The 17,797-nt window shown below is 66.2% G+C and carries 17 protein-coding genes and 1 tRNA gene; 12 read left to right on the forward strand and 6 right to left on the reverse strand.

Annotation, left to right across the window (positions count from 1 at the left end):
- Nucleotides 1–77: 77 nt before the first annotated feature.
- Nucleotides 78–1,730 (reverse strand): putative bifunctional diguanylate cyclase/phosphodiesterase, encoded by a 1,653-nt coding sequence (locus D620_RS0112740; RefSeq protein ID WP_017666203.1) that lies wholly within the window; start codon nucleotides 1,728–1,730, stop codon nucleotides 78–80.
- A gap of 160 nt (nucleotides 1,731–1,890) precedes the next feature.
- Between D620_RS0112740 and D620_RS0112745 the strand changes: the two genes are divergently transcribed.
- The gene (locus D620_RS0112745) at nucleotides 1,891–2,298 is read left to right on the forward strand and encodes an EVE domain-containing protein (protein WP_017666204.1); all 408 of its coding nucleotides are present in this window, start codon (nucleotides 1,891–1,893) and stop codon (nucleotides 2,296–2,298) included.
- On the opposite strand, the gene D620_RS0112750 is transcribed toward D620_RS0112745, so the two are convergent.
- Nucleotides 2,295–3,989, reverse strand: a complete 1,695-nt coding sequence (locus D620_RS0112750; protein ID WP_017666205.1) for a thiamine pyrophosphate-binding protein — start codon at nucleotides 3,987–3,989, stop codon at nucleotides 2,295–2,297. The two genes, D620_RS0112745 and D620_RS0112750, sit on opposite strands and share 4 nt — an antisense overlap.
- Nucleotides 3,990–4,148: 159 nt before the next feature.
- Here D620_RS0112750 and D620_RS0112755 point away from each other — a divergent pair, with 159 nt between their 5' ends.
- Both D620_RS0112755 and D620_RS0112760 read left to right on the forward strand, forming a co-directional pair.
- Nucleotides 4,149–4,340: a hypothetical protein gene (locus D620_RS0112755; RefSeq protein WP_017666206.1), complete on the forward strand. Its 192-nt coding sequence runs from the start codon at nucleotides 4,149–4,151 to the stop codon at nucleotides 4,338–4,340.
- Nucleotides 4,341–4,379: 39 nt separating this feature from the next.
- Nucleotides 4,380–4,595 (forward strand): DUF4287 domain-containing protein, encoded by a 216-nt coding sequence (locus D620_RS0112760; RefSeq protein WP_017666207.1) that lies wholly within the window; start codon nucleotides 4,380–4,382, stop codon nucleotides 4,593–4,595.
- On the opposite strand, the gene D620_RS0112765 is transcribed toward D620_RS0112760, so the two are convergent.
- The gene (locus D620_RS0112765) at nucleotides 4,592–5,908 is read right to left on the reverse strand and encodes an MFS transporter (protein ID WP_026092198.1); all 1,317 of its coding nucleotides are present in this window, start codon (nucleotides 5,906–5,908) and stop codon (nucleotides 4,592–4,594) included. The genes D620_RS0112760 and D620_RS0112765 overlap by 4 nt on opposite strands.
- 168 nt (nucleotides 5,909–6,076) lie before the next feature.
- Here D620_RS0112765 and pgsA point away from each other — a divergent pair, with 168 nt between their 5' ends.
- Nucleotides 6,077–6,685 carry a CDP-diacylglycerol--glycerol-3-phosphate 3-phosphatidyltransferase gene (gene pgsA / locus D620_RS0112770; protein WP_017666209.1) on the forward strand — a complete coding sequence of 203 codons (609 nt, stop codon included), beginning with the start codon at nucleotides 6,077–6,079 and terminating at the stop codon, nucleotides 6,683–6,685.
- A 53-nt stretch (nucleotides 6,686–6,738) separates the two neighbouring features.
- Nucleotides 6,739–7,083: a hypothetical protein gene (locus D620_RS0112775; RefSeq protein WP_017666210.1), complete on the forward strand. Its 345-nt coding sequence runs from the start codon at nucleotides 6,739–6,741 to the stop codon at nucleotides 7,081–7,083.
- Between the two features lie 180 nt (nucleotides 7,084–7,263).
- Here D620_RS0112775 and D620_RS0112785 read toward each other — a convergent pair whose 3' ends face one another.
- Complete coding sequence (locus D620_RS0112785; RefSeq protein WP_017666212.1) at nucleotides 7,264–8,160, reverse strand: LysR substrate-binding domain-containing protein; 897 nt, start codon at nucleotides 8,158–8,160, stop codon at nucleotides 7,264–7,266.
- 8 nt (nucleotides 8,161–8,168) lie between these two features.
- Nucleotides 8,169–9,377, reverse strand: coding sequence for a ribonuclease D (gene rnd, locus D620_RS0112790; protein WP_017666213.1), 1,209 nt, complete (start codon nucleotides 9,375–9,377; stop codon nucleotides 8,169–8,171).
- A gap of 174 nt (nucleotides 9,378–9,551) precedes the next feature.
- On the opposite strand from rnd, the gene aspS reads away from it, so the two are divergent.
- Complete coding sequence (gene aspS / locus D620_RS0112795; protein ID WP_017666214.1) at nucleotides 9,552–11,342, forward strand: aspartate--tRNA ligase; 1,791 nt, start codon at nucleotides 9,552–9,554, stop codon at nucleotides 11,340–11,342.
- Here aspS and D620_RS0112800 read toward each other — a convergent pair.
- Nucleotides 11,339–12,355: a histone deacetylase family protein gene (locus tag D620_RS0112800; RefSeq protein WP_017666215.1), complete on the reverse strand. Its 1,017-nt coding sequence runs from the start codon at nucleotides 12,353–12,355 to the stop codon at nucleotides 11,339–11,341. The two genes, aspS and D620_RS0112800, sit on opposite strands and share 4 nt — an antisense overlap.
- 135 nt (nucleotides 12,356–12,490) lie before the next feature.
- On the opposite strand from D620_RS0112800, the gene D620_RS0112805 reads away from it, so the two are divergent.
- From D620_RS0112805 to D620_RS0112830, 6 genes are all read left to right on the forward strand, one after another.
- Complete coding sequence (locus tag D620_RS0112805) at nucleotides 12,491–13,456, forward strand: tetratricopeptide repeat protein (protein WP_033376804.1); 966 nt, start codon at nucleotides 12,491–12,493, stop codon at nucleotides 13,454–13,456.
- An 82-nt stretch (nucleotides 13,457–13,538) separates the two neighbouring features.
- The gene (locus D620_RS0112810; protein WP_017666217.1) at nucleotides 13,539–13,775 is read left to right on the forward strand and encodes an acyl carrier protein; all 237 of its coding nucleotides are present in this window, start codon (nucleotides 13,539–13,541) and stop codon (nucleotides 13,773–13,775) included.
- 162 nt (nucleotides 13,776–13,937) lie between these two features.
- The gene (gene fabF / locus D620_RS0112815) at nucleotides 13,938–15,197 is read left to right on the forward strand and encodes a beta-ketoacyl-ACP synthase II (protein WP_017666218.1); all 1,260 of its coding nucleotides are present in this window, start codon (nucleotides 13,938–13,940) and stop codon (nucleotides 15,195–15,197) included.
- A 13-nt stretch (nucleotides 15,198–15,210) separates the two neighbouring features.
- Nucleotides 15,211–16,167: an endolytic transglycosylase MltG gene (gene mltG, locus D620_RS0112820; RefSeq protein WP_017666219.1), complete on the forward strand. Its 957-nt coding sequence runs from the start codon at nucleotides 15,211–15,213 to the stop codon at nucleotides 16,165–16,167.
- Nucleotides 16,168–16,188: 21 nt separating this feature from the next.
- Nucleotides 16,189–16,719: a 2'-5' RNA ligase family protein gene (locus D620_RS0112825; protein ID WP_017666220.1), complete on the forward strand. Its 531-nt coding sequence runs from the start codon at nucleotides 16,189–16,191 to the stop codon at nucleotides 16,717–16,719.
- A 113-nt stretch (nucleotides 16,720–16,832) separates the two neighbouring features.
- Nucleotides 16,833–16,909 (forward strand) — tRNA-Met (locus tag D620_RS0112830).
- The last annotated feature ends 888 nt before the right edge of the window (nucleotides 16,910–17,797 follow it).

Consider the following 17,797-nt stretch of genomic DNA (forward strand, 5'->3'; position numbering starts at 1 on the left):
TTGATGAAGGGAATGGTCGTGCTCACTGGGCGTGCATCTATGCACGCGCGGCCCGCGCGTCCAGTCTTCGGGCCACTTCAGGGGCGGGCGGTGCGGTAGAGCGTCTGCGCATCATCGCCGCCCGCGCGCGCCGCCGCGGCGCTCTTGCCGGTCAGCAGGCCTGCCGCCCGCAGCCTTGTGCGCACCCCCTCGGCATCCTCGGGCTGGCCGTAGAAATAGCCCTGCGCCTTCAGCCGTCCCATCGACTTGAGCGCGCGGAGGATCTCCTCGTCCTCGACACCTTCCGCGGTCAGCGGCAGATCGAGGCCGCGGCCCAGCGAGACGATCGCATCGACAAGCCGCGACTTTTTGCCCGGCTCCTTCAGGTCGCTGACGAAACTGCGGTCGATCTTGATGCGGTCGAAAGGAAGGTTGCGCAGCTGTTCGAAGCTCGAATAGCCGGTGCCGAAATCGTCGAGCGCGATCTGCACGCCCTGGTTGCGCAGGGACATGATCATCGAGCGCACCAGACCGATATTCTCGTGCAGGCAGCTTTCGGTGATCTCGATCTCGAGCCGCTGCGGCGGGAAGCCGGCGGTGACGAGCTTCTTGAGGATGCGCTGGGCAAACCACGGGTCGCGCAGCTGCACCGGCGAGATGTTGACCGACAGCGACAGCGTCTCGTCCCATTCGCGGGCATCGGCAAAGGCCTGTTCCATCAGGCGCTCGGACAGCTCGTTGATGAGCCCGATCTCCTCGGCGATCGGCACGAAGATGTCGGGGCTGATGAGGCCCAATTGCGGCGAGCGCCAGCGCGCCAGCATCTCGAAGCCGACCAGCGCGCCGCTGTCGAGATCGACCTGCTGTTCGTAGAACGGCACGAATTCGCCGCGCGCGAGGCCCCGGCGGATCCCGGTTTCGAGCTGGTTGCGGAACCTCAGCTCGCTTTCCATGGTCGGCTCGAACCAGAAGTAGCGGTTCCGGCCCTGCTTCTTGGCATGGTAGAGCGCCATGTCGGCGCGGTGCATCAGGGTGGCGGCATCGACAACGAGGCCGATCGAGCCGTCCGCGTCGTGATCCGCGGCAAGCCCGATCGAGAGCGTGAGATCGACAGTCAGTTCGGGCATGCGGAAGGGTTGGGCGAGGCTTTCGAACAGGCGGATGACGAGATCGTCGACCCGGTCGGCATGGCCTGCGGGAAAGGGCATGACGAAAGCGAATTCATCGCCCCCCAGCCGCGCCAGCCGCGCCTCGCGCCCGAGCAGCGTGCCGATCCGCTCGCACATCATCACCAGCACCGCATCGCCCGCGGCATGGCCGTGCATGTCGTTGATCTGCTTGAAGTTGTCGAGGTCGATCATGCAATAGGCCACCGCCTCGCCGCGCATCGCGGCGCGCGCGCGCAGGTCTTCGGTCGCCTCGAACATCGAGCGGCGGTTGAGGCAGCCGGTGAGCGGATCGGTAGCGGCAAGATGCTGTGCGCGCGCCTCGGCGCGGCGGCGCTCGGCAATCTCGCGGGTGAGTTCGCGGTAGCGCCGCCAGCCGAAGATGATCAGCGCGATGTTGAGCAGCAGGGCGTTGACGAGGATGACATTGGGCTTGCCGCCTTCGCCCGAGAGCACGTCCATCACTTGCGGCATGACCGAGCCGCCGGTGCCGACCAGCAGGATGATCGAGGCCGTGGCAATCCCCAGCGCCATGATATCGCGTTCGGCCGCCTTGAGCGGGTTGTCTGGTTCGTGCTCCGTCAAAACGCTCGCCCCTTGCCCTTCCTGCCGGCCTGTCTGCCCCGTCCACTCTTCGGAGTTTCATCGCAGATTGCACTAAACATCGGGTTAATCGGCAGGGCTTGGCGAGGGGGGCGGGTAGCGGCTATCGGGGCGCGACACTCGCATGGGAGCAGCTCTGCGCATGGCCTACTGGCTGATGAAATCCGAACCCTTCAAGTATAGCTGGGATGACCTCGTGGCCGAGGGTGAGGGCACGTGGGACGGAGTGCGCAACTACCTTGCGCGCAACAACCTGATGGCGATGCAGCCGGGTGACGAGGCGTTGTTCTACCACAGCCGCGAGGGGCTGGAGATCGTCGGCATCGCCCAGATCACGGTGAGCGGGATCGGCGATCCCACCGACGAGACCGGCAAGTGGGCGGCGGTGAAGCTGAAGGCAAAGGAGAAGCTCCCGCGCGCTGTCACCCTTGCCGCGATCAAGGCCGAGCCGCGGCTTGCCGAGATGCAGCTGATTCGCCTCTCGCGCCTGTCGGTCTGCGCGGTCAGCCCCGAGGAATGGGCGGTGATCCGCGAGATGGCAGGAGCCTAGGCGGTCCGGCCGGCCCTTGCGCGCAAGCCCGCGATCGTCGCACCGCTCGCCGCGATGCGTTCCAGATCGGTGAGCGCGTGGATCAGGCGGATGCCGCTGCGTCCCCTGGCCTCCTCGAGCGCGGCGAGGAACTCTGCGGTCGTCTCGACCCGCGCACTCCACGCGCCGTAAGCTGCGCCGAGCATCGCGAAATCGGGGTTGGCGAGCGCCGTTGCCGACACGCGGCCGGGATATTCGCGCTCCTGGTGCATGCGGATCGTGCCGTAGGCGCCGTTATCGACCACCACCACGATCAGCGAGGCGCCATGTTGCGCGGCGGTGGCGAGTTCCTGCCCGTTCATCAGGAAATCCCCGTCCCCCGCCACGGCAACGACGGTGCGATCAGGGAAGCGCAGCGCGGCGGCGACCGCAGCGGGCACGCCGTAGCCCATCGCCCCGCAGGTCGGGGCAAGCTGGCCGGGATAGGCGGCATAGTGCCAGTAGCGATGCCACCAGCCGGCGAAATTGCCCGCGCCGTTGCAGATGATCGTGTCGGCAGGCAGGCTCTCGCGCATCGCCGCCACGCAGGCGCCGAGGTCCATCGCGGCGTCCGAGGGTTGCGGCGTGGACCACGCGAGCCAATCGGTGTGCGCCTCGGCGCCGGCATCGAAGGGGATGATGTCGCCGTGATCCCACAGGGCGGCGCATTCAGCGAATTCGTCCACAGCGCAGCACAGCGCCAGATCGGTGCGGTAGACGCGGCCCAGTTCCTCGGGATCGGGGTGGATGTGGACGAGCGTCCGGCCGGGGTGTTCGAGGGTCGGGACGGTGTAGCCATCGGTCGTCGCCTCGCCGAGCCGCGCGCCGACGGCGATGACGAGGTCGGCGCTCTTCACCCGCTCGACAAGCTGCGGGTTGGGGCCATAGCCGAGATTGCCGGCATAGACCGCGCTTTCGGGGGCGATCGCGTCCTGGCGGCGGAAGGCGGTGGCGACGGGAAGTCCGATCCCCTCGGCGAATTGCCGGAAGTATTCGCGCGCCTTGGCGTTCCACCCCGCGCCGCCGATGATCGCGATGGGGCTTGCCGCGTCACCGATCATGTCGAACAGCGCGCGCATCGCATCGGGGCACACGGCCTGCGCGGGGCGCAGCGCCTGTGGGCGCGGTTGCAGGCTGGCGGGGACGTGTTCGACCAGCATGTCCTCGGGCAGGGCGAGGACCACCGGGCCGGGCCGCCCGCTGATCGCCACGGCATAGGCGCGCGCGATATATTCGGGGATGCGCAAGGGATCATCGATCCGCGCCGCCCACTTGCAGATGGGGCCGAAGAAGGCCGGGAAATCGACCTCCTGGAAGCCCTCACGCCCCTGCATGGCGCGCGCCACATCGCCGACGAACAGGATCATGGGTTGCGAATCCTGATGCGCGACATGCACGCCGATGCTGGCATTGGTCGCGCCCGGTCCGCGCGTGACGAAGGCCACCCCGGGGCGTCCGGTCATCGCCCCGTCGGCGCAGGCCATGAAGCCGACCCCGCCTTCCTGGCGGCAGGTGACGACCTCGATCGCGGGGACATCGGGCAGGGCATCGAGCACGGCGAGGAAGCTTTCGCCCGGCACGGTGAAAATCCGCTCGCACCCTTGCGTGGCAAGGCAATCGACCAAGAGGGCAGCCGCTGTGCGGGTGCCTTCCGGGCGGGTTGAATCGGTCATCGCAAGAACTCTCCCGTCGTCTCGTTCCCGCCTCTAACCGCGCGGGCGCTCCGGCGCAAACGCGCCCTGTCCCATGCTGCGACACACCTGTCGCAAACCGTTTTCAATGGTTAAGAAAGTCTTAAAGACAACCCTCCTGCCACAAGGAGAGTCGCGAAGATGCGCCGCAGCCTGGTTCTCACCGACGAGACCGCCCGCCACTGGTTCCGCATGAGCCTGCCGCCGCACGTCAAACACGACCTGATCCCGATTCCGGCCGAGAGCCTGTGGCGGCTGACCATGGAAGACGTGCGCGGCGTCGCCAGCACCTATATTGCGGTGACGTTCGCGGTGTTGGCATTCATAGTCTAGGTTACGGACGCAGATCGCGCCGGTCGCAAAATCATCGCGATGAGCGACGAACACAAGCCCAAGGGCCCCGCGTCCTATTTCCCCTCGATCGAGAAAACCTATGGCCAGCCGATTGCCCATTGGCAGGCGATCGTGCGCTCGGCCGTGCCGGCCAAGCACAGGGAGCTGGTGGCGGTGCTCAAGCAGCACGGGCTCGGTCATGGCCACGCCAATGCCATTGTCGCCCACACGCTCGCCGAAGACGCGAAAGACTAGGCGGCAGCCGGCAGGCGCTGCTGTTCTTCCCGGTACAGCTTGCGCGCCAGATGCGCCGAAACCAGGCACAGCGCCAGGCTCAGCAGCAATTGCTCGGCGAGCGGGATGCCGAGGAAGCCCAGCACGCCGGCAATCCCGGCGCCCACGGCCATGAACACCGAGGAGATGAAGTTGTTCGCCGCGACCGAGCGCGAGGCTTCGGACTTTTCCACCCGCGTCGTCAGGAAGGCGTAGAGCGGCACCACGAACATGCCGCCGGCAACCGCGATCAGCAGCAGGTTGGCGACCAGCACCAGCGCCAACGGCTGGCTGAGGAATTCGGTAACGGTGAACAGCTCGCCCGCGGGCTTCAGATCCCAGGTGCGGCAGATCAGGTAGAACGCGATCAGCAGCGCCCCCATCACCAGCACCGAGAGCGGCGAATGGCGGGCGGAAATCTTGCCCTTGAGCAGCGCGTTGATCGCCACCGATCCGATCGCGATGCCGGCCGAGAAAGCGACCAGCATCACCATCGCCACTTGCTTGTCGGCCAGCAGCACGTTCTTGGCGAGGGGGAAGAACTGCACCCCGAGGATCGCCGCGATCGCCCAGAAATAGCTGATTGCCAGCACCGAATAGCGCAGCTCGAGATTGGCAAACGAGAAGGCGATCAACGATCTGGACGCGCGCATCGGGTTCCATTCGACCGTCACGTCGCTGCTCTGCGGCGGGGCGGTGGGGACGAGGCGGCATACCGCATAGCCGACCAGCGCGATCGCGATCACCGCGAGAGTGCTCTCGCCCACCGAAAGGACCGCGGCCAGGATCATGCCGGTGAGGATCGCCACGTAGGTCCCCGCTTCGACCAGGCCGGTGCCGGCGAGCACTTCGTGGTCCGGGAGGTGCTGGGGAAGGATCGCGTATTTGATCGGGCCGAAGAAGGTCGAATGGACGCCCATCGCGAACAGGGCGGCGAACATCAGCGGGATTGCCACGCTTTCGACCATCACGCCGCGCGCCGCCATGAGCAGCCCGGCGGCGCCCGCGGTCATGATGATGATCTCGGCGAACTTGATCCAGCGGATGATCTTCGTCTTGTCGCGCATGTCGGCAAGCTGGCCCGAGGTGGCCGAGAACAGCACGAAGGGGATCACGAACAGCGCGGTTGCCACACCGCTCACCAGCGTCTCCATCTCGGGCGAATCATAGAGCTGGTACACGATGAACAGCACCATCGCGTTCTTGTAGAGATTGTCGTTGAGCGCGTTGAGCAGCTGGGTGACAAACAGCGGTGCAAAGCGACGCTTGCCCATGAGTTGGAGCGATGTGGTCATGCCGTGGTAACGCTGGGGCTTCCCTGTCAGTTACCAGCGACATAGCGCCGGCCCGGGGTTTCACAAGTGCGCAAACCGCAAGGGGACAGCGCATCGCCTATTCGCCGCTTTCTGTGCGCGGGGGTTTTGCCGAAGGGTCTAAGCCGCTAGAGGGGGCGGGGGAAACCTATGTCGAGCCTGCCGAACATCCTTACCGCCAGCCGCATCTTCGCGGTGCCGCTGCTGGCGTTCTTCCTGTGGTGGCCGGAATGGCGCGCGGGCTATCTGATTGGTTTTGTGCTCTATTGCATTATCGCCATCACCGATTTTCTGGACGGCTATCTCGCCCGCGCGCAAGGGACGGTCTCCAAGCTCGGCATCTTTCTCGATCCGATTGCCGACAAGATCATGGTCGCAGCGGTGATTCTGGTGCTGACCGCGCAGGGCTATCTGCGCGGGCCCTATGCGGGCGATGTCCATGTTATCGCTGGCCTCGTCATCCTGGTGCGAGAGATCGCGGTTTCGGGCCTGCGCGAGTTTCTGGGCGGCATCCAGGTCTCGGTCCCGGTCTCCCGGCTCGCCAAGTGGAAGACCACTTTCCAGCTGGTGGCGCTGGGCGCGCTGATTCTGGGCGGGGCGGTCCACGGGCAGCCCTGCCAGTCGGTGGGCGAGGGCTGCGGCACGATCGCGCAAAGCTGGGTGCATCTGGTCGGACTGGTGTCCTTGTGGACCGCCGCCGTGCTGACCTGCATCACCGGCTGGGATTACCTGCGGATCGGCCTCAAGCACATGGATTGACTTGCAGGTTTCGCACTGGAACCGGCGCGGGGTTTCAGGTTACCTTCGCTCCCATGGGATGGGATCGTTCGCCCGAACCGGGCGCTTACGTCGGACAGTTGGCTGATCACGCGCGCAAACTTCAGGGCGAGGCGCGCGATGCCCTTGCGCGCGGCGAGTTCACCCGCGCCTCGGCGCTGATCGGCGATGCCGAGCTGCTGGCCGAAGACGTCCACGGCATGGTCGGCGACATGGAGCAGCGCGAGCTCGGCGAGCTGGCGAGGCTGGCGGCCTATGACGTCCGCCCGGCGGCATCGCCCGATGCCGCGCCGCCGCGTCCCACCGCCGCAGCGCGCGGCCGCTGGCGCCCCGCAATGGGCGCAACCCTCGCCATGAGCTTCGCGCTGGTGGAGTGCTGACGCCTCAGCCCTCGGGCTGCTGCCTGATGATCGCGAGCACGGTGTCCGGGATGTCGCCCAGCAGCACTTCGCCCCACCGCCCCTCGCGCACCAGCCAGCCATCGCGGGTCACCAACCGCACTTCGGCGGGGCGGGGTCACGCGTGCGGTCCAGCCGCTTTGTCACGCAGCGCCAATGGCATCATCCCGCCCGCAGCTCCTCGGCAAGGAGCAGGAAATCGGCCTCCCGCGGCGAATTCTTGCGCCATGCCAGCACGATCTCGCGCTTGGCGGTGGGGCTGTCGACGGGCCGCGCGACCACCTCGGTGCCGGCGAGAATGCCCGCCTTCAGCGCCATCTCTGGGAGCATGGTGAGGCCCAGATCATTGTCGACCAGCTGCACCAGGGTGTGCAAGGAGGTGCCGATCATCGCCGCGCTCGCGCGCAGTTCGGAGCGGGAACAGGCGGCGAGGGCATGGTCGCGCAGGCAGTGGCCGTCTTCCAGCAGAAGGAGCCGTCCCTGATCGATCATGCCGGGTTTGATCGTCGCCGGCGGATCGCGCGGATCGTCCTTAGGGAAGGCCACGAACAGCCGGTCGTCGGCAATATGCGCGATCGCCGCGTCGCCCGTGTCGAAGGGCAGGGCGAGCAGCACGCAATCGACCCGGCCATGGCTGAGGGATTCGAGCGCATCGTGGCTGGTCTCCTCGCGCAGCATCAGCTTGAGGTCCGGCCGCTCGCGCTTCAGGCGCGGCAACATGCGGGGAAGCAGGAACGGCGCGATCGTCGGGATCACGCTCATCCGCAATTCGCCGACCAGCGGCTTGCCCGAGGCCGATACCAGATCGGCAAGCTCTTCCGCCTCGCGCAGCAGGCGGTTGGCCTTGGCCACCACCTGTTCGCCGAGCGCCGTGAACCGCACCACCCGCCGCGAGCGTTCGACCAGCGTCACGCCAAGCAGCGATTCGAGCTCGCGGATGCCCGCCGACAGGGTCGATTGCGAAACGAAGCTCGCATCAGCCGCCTTCCCGAAGTGCCCATGCTCATGCAGCGCGACGAGATATTGCAGCTGCTTGATGGTGGGAAGGTAGGTGCTCACGGCCCGCGCTATTCTGCCGCCAGCGTATCGGGCGCGGGCGCGGGGGCGGGCACGTCATCGATGTGGGTCATCTTGAGCCTGCCCTGCTCGACCGCGAAGGCGAGCTTGCCTTCGACGAGGTCAAGCGCGTCCTTGCCGAACACCTCGTAGCGCCAGCCTTCCAGCACCGGCAGCTTGCGCACGCCCGCCGCAAGCGCCTCCATCTCGTCGGCACGGGTGAGCAGGCGCGGGGCGACGTCGATCTCGCGGGCGCGAATCTTGAGCAGCAGCTTCAGGAGATCGGCGACCAGCGCGCCTTCCTTGCCGAGCGGGGCGCCCTGCTTGATCTTTTCGGGCATCTCCGATTTGGGCAGCGGTTCGGCTTCGGCCAGCACCTTCATCAGGCGCTTGCCGATGTCATTGTCCTTCCACGCAGGGGAAAGCCCGCGCACCTTGGCAAGATCGCCTTGCGTCTTGGGCGGGTGGCTGGCGATATCGGCGAGGGTCTCGTCGCGCATGATCCGCCCGCGCGGGATGTTCTTGTGCTGCGCCTCGCTCTCGCGCCACGCGGCCAATGCCTTCATCCGGCCGAGCACCTGCGGGTTGCGGCCCGGCTGGCGGATGCGCTTCCACGCGATGCCCGGGTCGGTCAGATAGTTGGAAGGATCGGCGAGCTTCTCCATCTCCGCGTCGAGCCACAGGCCCCGGCCGGTCTTGATCAGCTTTTTCAGGATCTTGGGGAAGATACCTGCCAGATAGGTGACGTCGCCGATGGCATATTCGATCTGCCTGTCGGTCAGTGGGCGGCGGCTCCAGTCAGTAAAGCGCGCGCCCTTGTCGATGGTGACGCCGACCCATGTCTCGACCAGATTGGCATAGCCGATCTGTTCGGACTGGCTGATCGCCATCATCGCGATCTGGGTGTCGAATATGGGATGCGGGGTCTTGCCGGTGAGGTTGACGATGATCTCGACATCCTGCCCGCCGGCGTGGAAGACCTTGAGCACGTCTTCATTGTCGCACATCAGGTCGAGCAGGGGCGCAAGGTCGATGCCGTCGGCCATCGGATCGATCGCGGCGGCTTCCTCGGTATTGGCGATCTGCACCAGGCACAGTTCGGGCCAATAGGTGTTCTCGCGCATGAATTCGGTGTCGACCGCGACGAAATCGGACTTCGCAAGGCGGTCGCAGAGTTCGGAGAGGGCCTCGGTGGTGGTGATCAGCGGGTGGATTTTCATGTCAACTTTTCGCGTTCAACGGGCGGAGTGCCGCCCTCGGGATCGTTCCCAGTTTGCGCCCGCACCGCTTGACAAAGTGCCGGGCTTGCCCTGTTAGCGCGCCGACGACGGAGCAAGGCTCCAAACGCGCCCGCGCGCCCTAGCGTCATAGCCGCGAACAGGACAAGAGTTTAGATGCACCCCTACCGCACGCATACTTGCGCACAGCTTTCTGCCGATCAGGTCGGCGAGACCGTCCGCCTGTCGGGCTGGATCCACCGCAAGCGCGACCACGGGGGCGTGCTGTTCGTCGATCTGCGCGACCATTACGGCATCACCCAGATCGTCGCCGACAGCGACAGCGCGGCGCTGCCGGTGCTCGAGGGTCTCAGGATCGAGAGCGTCGTCACGATCGAAGGCACCGTCAAGGCGCGCGTGGCCGAGACGGTCAACGCCAACCTCGCAACCGGCGCGATCGAGGTTTTTGCCCGCGCGGTGACAGTCCAGAGCGCGGCCGAAGAACTGCCGATGCCGGTCGCCGACGAGCAGCCCTACCCCGAGGACATCCGGTTGAAGTACCGCTTCCTCGATCTCCGGCGCGAGACGCTGCACAAGAACATCATGACCCGCGTGGCGGTGATCGCCGACATGCGTGCGCGGATGAACGCGGCAGGTTTCAACGAGTTCTCGACGCCCATTCTCACCGCCTCTTCGCCCGAGGGTGCGCGCGACTTTCTCGTGCCGAGCCGCATCCATGCGGGCAAGTTCTACGCGCTCCCGCAGGCGCCGCAGCAATACAAGCAGCTGCTGATGGTCGCAGGGTTCGACCGCTATTTCCAGATCGCCCCCTGCTTCCGCGACGAGGACCCGCGCGCCGACCGTCTGCCGGGCGAGTTCTACCAGCTCGACCTTGAGATGAGCTTCGTCACCCAGGAAGAAGTCTGGGAGACGATGGAGCCGGTGATCCAGGGCACCTTCGCGGCGTTCGCGGGCGACAAGGCCGTGACCCCGGCGGGTGACTTCCCGCGCATTCCCTATGACGAAGCGATGCTGAAGTACGGCTCGGACAAGCCCGACCTGCGCAATCCGCTGATCATCAGCGATGTCTCGTCGCACTTCACGCAGTCGGGCTTCGGCCTGTTCGAGAAAATCGTCGGCGGCGGCGGCGTGGTGCGCGCGATCCCCGCGCCCGCAACCCACGAGAAGAGCCGCAAGTTCTTCGACGACATGAACGATTGGGCGCGCCGCGAAGGCTTTGCGGGCCTTGGCTATGTCACCCGCAAGTCCGGCGAGTTCGGCGGACCGATCGCCAAGAACCACGGGCCCGAGCGGATGGCGGAGCTCTATGCCGAGCTCGGCCTTGGCGATAATGACGGGTTGTTCTTCGCCGCCGGCAAGGCTGCCGATGCCGCCAAGCTCGCGGGCGCGGCGCGCATCCGCATCGGCGAGGAGCTGGGCCTCGTCGACGAGAGCCGTTTTGCGCTGTGCTGGATCGTCGATTTCCCGTTCTACGAATGGAACGAGGACGAGAAGAAGGTCGATTTCTCCCACAACCCCTTCTCGATGCCGCAAGGCGGGATCGATGCGCTTGAGGGGCAGGACCCGCTGACGATCAAGGCGTTTCAATACGACCTCGTGTGCAACGGCTACGAGATCGCCTCCGGATCGATCCGCAACCACAAGCCCGAAACGATGGTGAAGGCTTTCGAGATCGTCGGCCTCTCCAAGGCGGACGTGGAAGAACGCTTCGGCGGCATGTACCGCGCCTTCCAGTACGGCGCGCCGCCGCACGGGGGGATGGCGGCGGGTGTGGACCGCATCATCATGCTGCTGTGCGGCGCTAAGAACCTGCGCGAAATCTCGCTTTTCCCGATGAACCAGCGCGCCGAGGATCTCTTGATGGGCGCGCCGAGCCCGGCCGAGCCGCGCTCGCTTCGTGAACTCCACCTGCGCGTGGTCGAGCCGCAGGCCAAGCCGGTCGGCTAGGTGCCTTCCAGCCCCGCGATGAAGGCGGCGACGTTGCGGCCCAGCGCCGCGACGTTGTAGCCGCCTTCCATCACGATGATCGTCGGCAGGCCGAGCGTGGCTATGCGGGCACCCATGGCCCGCATGTCGCCGGTCGTCAGGGCGAATTGCGCAATCGGGTCCTCGGCAAAGGTATCCGCGCCGTAGCTGACGATCAGCGTCCTTGCGCCGAACCGCGCAATGGCATCGAGCGCGCGGCCCAACGCGCCTTCATAGGCCGCCCATCCAGTGCCGCGCGGGAGCGGCTGGTTGAAGGTCGTGCCCTCTCCCGCGCCCGCCCCGCGCTCGTCGGCATGGCCCCAGAAATAGGGGAAATCGGTGCGCGGATCGGCGTGGATCGAGGCGAAGAAGACGCGTCCGTCCTCCCAGAAGATGTCCTGCGTCCCGTTGCCGTGGTGATAATCGACATCGAGCACCGCGACCGGACCGAGGCCCTTGGCAGCCGCCGCCCGCGCGGCGATCGCGGCGTTGTTCAGGTAGCAATAGCCGCCGAAATAGTCCGCTCCGGCATGGTGCCCCGGCGGGCGGCACAGGGCGAAGCTGTGGCGCGCCTCGCCGCTGGCGAGCGCTTCTGCTGCGGAGATTGCCGATTGCGCCGCGCCATGTGCGGCCTCCCATGTGCCTGCGGCGATGGGCGTGACCGTATCGAAGCCATATTGCCCGAGCTTGCCGTCGATCCGCTCGAGATCGAGCGCCCGCCGCCCGCGCACCGGAAAGGCATAGCCGATCGCATCGCCTGCGCGTCCGGCTGCCAGCCACGCGCCATGAGCGGATTGGAGGAAGGCCACGTAAGCCGGATCGTGCACCGCATGAATGGCGGCGAGGCCGAAGTCGGCTGGCTCCCGCACCGCCGCCATCTGCGCCAGCATGTTGGCGAGCCGCGCGGGCGTTTCGGCATGATCCTCCGCCGTGCCGTTGACGAGTTCCAACGCGGGCGCGTGGGCCTGCTGGGCGGGGGAGCAGAAGGTCAGCATGATGCGCGCGGGTCTCGCATGGGTGCAGCACGGCTGGCAAGGGCTGTGAAATCGGCTTGTTTGTGCCCGCAAAGACTGCGAAATTCCGGGTCAGGGCGGGTTCGAAGCGGGGGCAGGGCGATGCGGCTTAGGTTGATGATCGGAACGGTAGCGGCGCTTTGCGCTGGTGCGGCGCAGGCCGAGACCCTGCCGGTCGAGGGCATCTATGCCGCCGGCACCGACGCGCCTTCGCGCGCGCGCTCGATCGCGTTGGCAGGCTTTGCCGGGCGCGGCGGGGAGCGGCTCGCCTTCGCGATCGATTCGGCGCTGCGCGGCGCGGTGATCGAGGGCCGGGCGTGGTTCCAGCTGACCTTCGCAGAGCCCCCGCGCGGCACCACCTACACCTATGACCGCGACGCCGACCCGGCCGCCTATCGCGGCGGCGCCGATGCCGTCATGCGCGGCATCGCCGAGGTCTCGTGGCGCGACCGTGAGGACGGCACCAAGCAGGTCGAGGAATGCGTCGCCCGCGGCGACCGGGGCAAGTGCAGCGAGAAGAAGAAGGTCGACATTCCCTGCCGCGCGCGCGAGGTGACCTTCCGGCCCGAGGTGCGGCTGGTCTCGCACGGGGGCGAGCTGCTCTACGGCAAGGGCGACCAGCTCACCGCCAGCCGCCGGTTCTGCAAGGACGAGGACGGCAGCCCGCCGGTCGATTCGATGGTCGAGGAACTTGCCCGCCAGTTCGCCGATGCGGTGCGCTACGATCTCGCGCCGGTGCAGCGCTACGAGACGATCCGGGTGCTCGAGAGCCGCGAGGGCATGTCCAAGCCCGATCAGGCGACGTTCAAGGCTGCCCTGCGGCTGACCAAGACCGACGTGGCAGAGGCCTGCGCAGTCTTCGCAGATCTCAGGAAAACGAATCCGCGCAGCGTCACCGTGCTCTTCAACGTCGGGCTCTGCATTGAGCGTCTGGGCGAGCTCGATACCGCAGCGCAGCTTTATCAGGAGGTTCTGGCCATCAGCCCGCGCAAGCTCGAACCGCAGGAAGGCCTTGGCCGCATTGCCTCGCGCCAGCGCGCCGAACGCCAGCTTTCCATTCGGAACGGCGACGCGGCGCGCTGATCGTCATCGCCACTTGCACATCGCACCGCCCTTCTTTAGGGCGGGGGCGACTTATCTAACCCCAGTTTCAAGAGGGAATACCATGAGCGATACTGCCGACCGGGTGGCAAAGATTGTCGTCGAGCATCTCGGCGTCGAGGCTGACAAGGTCACCCAGGATGCAAGCTTCATCGACGATCTCGGCGCGGACAGCCTCGACATCGTGGAGCTGGTGATGGCCTTCGAAGAGGAATTCGGTGTCGAAATCCCCGACGATGCGGCCGAGAAGATCACCACGGTCGGTGACGCGACCAAGTACATCGAAGAACACAAGGGCTAAGTCCCGCAAGGATACGCCCTGTCGTCCGCGCCCGTCCGCTATCTCCCTTGAGGGAAGAGAGGCGGACAACTTCCGGCCACACAATTGCCGGGACGCGGATCGGGGCCTAGACAGGCTCAGCCCTTCGCCGGGTTGGGCCTGTTGCTTTATCGGAGAACGCGAATGCGCCGTGTGGTTGTAACCGGGCTTGGCCTTGTCACCCCGCTTGGAGCCGATGTCGAGACGACATGGGCGAACCTGATTGCCGGTGAAAGCGGGGCGGGCCAGATCACCCGCTTCGATACCTCGGACCAGAAGTGCACCATCGCCTGCGAGGTCAAGCCAAAGGACCACCCCTGGGGTTTCGATCCCGACAAGCGCGTCGATCACAAGGTCCAGCGCCAGGTCGATCCGTTCATCGTCTACGGCATCGATGCGGCCGGGCAGGCGCTGGAAGATGCGGGCCTCACCGACATGACCCAGGCCGAGAAGGAGCGCACCGGCTGCTCGATCGGCTCCGGCATTGGCGGGCTTCCCGGGATCGAGATCGAGAGCGTCAACCTCCACGAGCGCGGCCCCGGCCGTGTTTCGCCGCACTTCGTCCACGGGCGGCTCATCAATCTCATCACCGGCCAGGTGCAGATCAAATACGGCTTCATGGGCCCGAACCACGCGGTCGTCACCGCCTGCTCGACCGGTGCGCACTCGATCGGCGATGCGGCGCGGATGATCATGGCCGATGATGCCGACATCATGCTGGCAGGCGGTGCGGAAAGCACCGTCAACCCATTGGGTATCGCCGGCTTCGCCCAGGCGCGCGCGCTCAACATGAGCATGAACGACCGGCCCAAGGAGGCGAGCCGTCCCTATGACCGGAACCGCGACGGCTTCGTGATGGGCGAAGGCGCGGGCGTGGTGGTGCTCGAAGAATACGAGCGCGCCAAGGCCCGCGGCGCCAAGATCTATGCCGAAGTCACCGGCTACGGCCTGTCGGGCGATGCCTATCACGTCACCGCCCCGCATCCCGAAGGCCGCGGCGCGGAACTCGCAATGCGCATGGCGCTCAAAAAGGCCGGTCTCGGCCCCGGCGATATCGACTACATCAACGCCCACGGCACCTCGACCATGGCCGATACCATCGAGCTCGCTGCGATCAAGCGCGTGCTGGGCGACGACCTCGGCGGCGCCTCGATGTCCTCGACCAAGAGCGCGATCGGCCACCTGCTGGGCGGCGCGGGTGCGGTCGAGGCGATCTTCTGCATTCTCGCGATGCGCGACCAGATCGTGCCGCCGACGCTGAACCTCCATGACCCCGACGATGGCACCGAGGGCATCGACCTCGTGCCGCTGGTGGCGAGGAAGCGGCAGGTGCGCGCGGTGCTGAACAATTCCTTCGGCTTCGGCGGCACCAATGCCTCGATCATCATGCAGAAGCTGGGCTGACACCGTGACACGCATGCGGGGTCTTGTGCTGCTGGTGCTGGGCCTTGCGCTTGCGGGTCTGGTACTGGCATCGACCTTCCTCGGCTCGGCGACGATCGCCAAGGACACGCCTTTCACGATCCCTGCGGGCGCATCGGTCGGCACGGTCGCGACCAAGCTCGAGGCCGAGGGGCTGATCTCCTCGGCCAGCGGCTTCGTGCTCCAGGCCCGCATCTTCGGCTCGGACGTGCCGATCCAGGCGGGCGAGTTCCTGCTCACCCCCGGCATGAGCCAGAGCGACATCCTTGACGCCTTCCAGAGCGGCAAGGTGGTGCGCCGCTTCGTCACCATCCCCGAAGGCATGCCGTCGATCCTCGTCTGGGAACGGCTGATGGGCGAGGACCTGCTGACCGGGGAGATCGCCGTGCCGCCCGAAGGCTCGATCCTGCCCGACACCTATTCCTTCGAGCGCGGCCAGTCGCGCAAGGCGCTGGTCGAACAGATGCAGGCGGCGATGGACCGTGCGCTCGCCGAGGAATGGGCCAAGCGCGCCCCCGGCATCGCCGTTGACACGATGCGCGACGCGCTGATCCTCGCCTCGATTGTCGAAAAGGAGACCGGCAAGCCCGAGGAGCGCCGGATGGTCGCCGGGCTCTATTCCAACCGCGTGCGCACGGGGATGAAATTGCAGGCGGACCCCACGATCATCTACCCGATCACCAGGGGCAAGCCGCTGGGCCGCCGGATCAACCAGTCCGAAATCGCGGCGGTCAACGGCTACAACACCTATACCCGCACCGGCCTGCCCGAAGGCCCGATCACCAATCCGGGGCGCACCAGCATCGCCGCGGTGCTCAACCCTGAACAGACGTCGGCGCTGTTCATGGTCGCTGACGGGACCGGCGGGCACTGGTTCGCCAGCACACTCGCCGAACACAACGCCAACGTCGCCAAGTGGTATGCGATCCGCCGCGAGCGGGGCGAGATGTGATCGGCTGCGAGGGGAGGGCGCTTGGCTGATCCCTTCATCCTCACCGCCGTTCTGCCCACCGATCTCCAGGCTTTTGCCGAAGGGCTGCGGCGTGCGCATTATCCGCCTGAAAAGAACCATCTCCACGCGCATGTGACGCTGTTCCACGCCTTTGCGCCCTCGCTGCTCGGGGAGCTGCGTGACTACCTGCCGCGTGTGGCCGCCGAATTCGCCGCGCCCGAAGGGGCGGTGAAGGGGGTGATGGATCTGGGCAAGGGCACCGCGATCGCGCTCGAGGCGCCGCAGCTGCTCGCCCTGCGCGCCGGGATTGCCGAGCATTTCCGCGGCAGCCTCACCGCCCAGGACCTCCACGAGCCGCGCCCGCACATCACCATCCAGAACAAGGTGACCACGAACGAGGCGCGGGAGCTTCAGGCCGCGCTTGGGCACCGCATCGCGCCGTGGATTGCCAAGGGCAGCTTCACCTTCCCCGCGCTCGCGCTGCACCGCTATTGCGGGGGGCCGTGGGAGGAGGTCAAGACCTGCGCCTTCCGGGGCCGCGAGCGGCTGTAAGGCGCGCTTGCAACGGGGCTTGACCCCGCGCCCGCGCCGCCCTAATGGCGCGCCTCGCGCTGGGGCAACCCGGCACCGAATCCGGCATGGCAAGACCCGCCGGAGCCCGATGGGGCGGAGTAGCTCAGCCGGTTAGAGCAGCGGAATCATAATCCGCGTGTCGGGGGTTCGAGTCCCTCCTCCGCTACCAACTTCTTCTGATGTGGATGGCACTTAGAGGCAAATCGTCGCCTGATTGGCATGACCCGGATGGGGATGTTTGCAGCTTTCTAGGGCTTCCTGATTCCGGGCGGCAGCCAGCTTCGACCTTACGTCGTCGATGAGAGAGTGTGGGACTGCCTTTTGGCTGAACTCGATCATCTCGGTTGAGTGCGAGTGCACTATGGCCTTGCGTCAAGATCGGCCAGATATTCTGCCGCGGGTGTCACACCTGATAGAAGAAGATGCTCTCTGGCCCGTGCTCGCTACCGCAAGAAGCGGACTGCGACGTCGCGGGCCGACCAGAACTCATACCACTACTCGCGCGCCGACCTTGCCGAAAGGCGGCGTTTTATCATCGACAACTGGTCGAGTGTAGCCCGCATTGTCGGTCAGTTGGTTAAGGAAAAACAAGCATGCGACGAGGCACAAAAACCGGGCGAGTAGCCACGTCCGCGTCCCACCCAGTTGTTGTCATCAGCGGGATGGGTGCTCGCGCCCGAAAGCCGCATGGCGTCTTTCGGCGGAAGCCAACGCTGGATCTGATGGTCACGGATGACCGCCTCAAGGTGCGAGACTATTGCTAGTTCGACTGCCCCGGCAAAGACGTACCAGAGCTGCGGCTAGAACTTGGTGCGCACTGTCACGCCATAGGTGCGTGGTTCGGCAAAGTTGGCAAGCCGCGCAAGGCCTTGCGGCCCGGCCGAGGCAATGCCGCGCAGCGGCGCGTTGAAGGTTGTGCTGCGCGTGAGTTCGTTGGTGATGTTGTCGCCAAATACCTCGATCCGCCACAGCCCATCGACCGCACCGATCCCGGCGGGCGTGCCGCGTCATCGATGCCGATCGCAAGAGCGTGCGCTACCGTTCCATCCGGGATGAT

The organism is Porphyrobacter sp. AAP82 (assembly GCF_000331285.1).
Lineage (GTDB): Bacteria > Pseudomonadota > Alphaproteobacteria > Sphingomonadales > Sphingomonadaceae > Erythrobacter.

Excerpts from the sequence above, each read along its gene's own strand:
- pgsA (WP_017666209.1), top strand. The coding sequence starts at position 6,077 with ATGTCGAGCCTGCCGAACATCCTTACCGCCAGCCGCATCTTCGCGGTG.
- D620_RS0112760 (WP_017666207.1), top strand. The coding sequence starts at position 4,380 with ATGAGCGACGAACACAAGCCCAAGGGCCCCGCGTCCTATTTCCCCTCG.
- D620_RS0112750 (WP_017666205.1), bottom strand. The coding sequence starts at position 3,989 with ATGACCGATTCAACCCGCCCGGAAGGCACCCGCACAGCGGCTGCCCTC.
- D620_RS0112805 (WP_033376804.1), top strand. The coding sequence starts at position 12,491 with ATGATCGGAACGGTAGCGGCGCTTTGCGCTGGTGCGGCGCAGGCCGAG.
- D620_RS0112765 (WP_026092198.1), bottom strand. The coding sequence starts at position 5,908 with ATGACCACATCGCTCCAACTCATGGGCAAGCGTCGCTTTGCACCGCTG.
- D620_RS0112800 (WP_017666215.1), bottom strand. The coding sequence starts at position 12,355 with ATGCTGACCTTCTGCTCCCCCGCCCAGCAGGCCCACGCGCCCGCGTTG.
- fabF (WP_017666218.1), top strand. The coding sequence starts at position 13,938 with ATGCGCCGTGTGGTTGTAACCGGGCTTGGCCTTGTCACCCCGCTTGGA.
- D620_RS0112745 (WP_017666204.1), top strand. The coding sequence starts at position 1,891 with ATGGCCTACTGGCTGATGAAATCCGAACCCTTCAAGTATAGCTGGGAT.
- D620_RS0112755 (WP_017666206.1), top strand. The coding sequence starts at position 4,149 with ATGCGCCGCAGCCTGGTTCTCACCGACGAGACCGCCCGCCACTGGTTC.
- D620_RS0112775 (WP_017666210.1), top strand. The coding sequence starts at position 6,739 with ATGGGATGGGATCGTTCGCCCGAACCGGGCGCTTACGTCGGACAGTTG.
- D620_RS0112810 (WP_017666217.1), top strand. The coding sequence starts at position 13,539 with ATGAGCGATACTGCCGACCGGGTGGCAAAGATTGTCGTCGAGCATCTC.
- rnd (WP_017666213.1), bottom strand. The coding sequence starts at position 9,377 with ATGAAAATCCACCCGCTGATCACCACCACCGAGGCCCTCTCCGAACTC.
- aspS (WP_017666214.1), top strand. The coding sequence starts at position 9,552 with ATGCACCCCTACCGCACGCATACTTGCGCACAGCTTTCTGCCGATCAG.
- mltG (WP_017666219.1), top strand. The coding sequence starts at position 15,211 with ATGCGGGGTCTTGTGCTGCTGGTGCTGGGCCTTGCGCTTGCGGGTCTG.